Source organism: Marinomonas gallaica (genome assembly GCF_001639745.1).
Lineage (GTDB): Bacteria > Pseudomonadota > Gammaproteobacteria > Pseudomonadales > Marinomonadaceae > Marinomonas > Marinomonas gallaica.
The window spans coordinates 1-375 of sequence record NZ_LTAX01000057.1; the positions used below are offsets into that span (position 1 = coordinate 1).

The 375-nt window shown below is 46.1% G+C and carries 1 pseudogene; it reads left to right on the forward strand.

Going from position 1 to position 375, the window contains the following annotated elements:
* Window positions 1-375: pseudogene (locus AYW76_RS19245) on the forward strand (hypothetical protein); the annotation flags it as partial.

Genomic DNA, 375 nt, shown 5'->3' on the forward strand with positions numbered 1-375 from the left:
AGTACCAGAACCTGAGACTCAGCCTGTAACTGAATCAGAATCGAAGTCTGAGCCAGTACCAGAACCTGAGACTCAGCCTGTAACTGAATCAGAATCGAAGTCTGAGCCAGTACCAGAACCTGAGACTCAGCTTGTAACTGAATCAGAATCTAAGTCTGAGCCAGTACCAGAACCTGAGACTCAGCCTGTAACTGAATCAGAATCGAAGTCTGAGCCAGTACCAGAACCTGAGACTCAGCTTGTAACTGAATCAGAATCTAAGTCTGAGCCAGTACCAGAACCTGAGACTCAGCCTGTAACTGAATCAGAATCGAAGTCTGAGCCAGTACCAGAACCTGAGACTCAGCTTGTAACTGAATCAGAATCTAAGTCTGA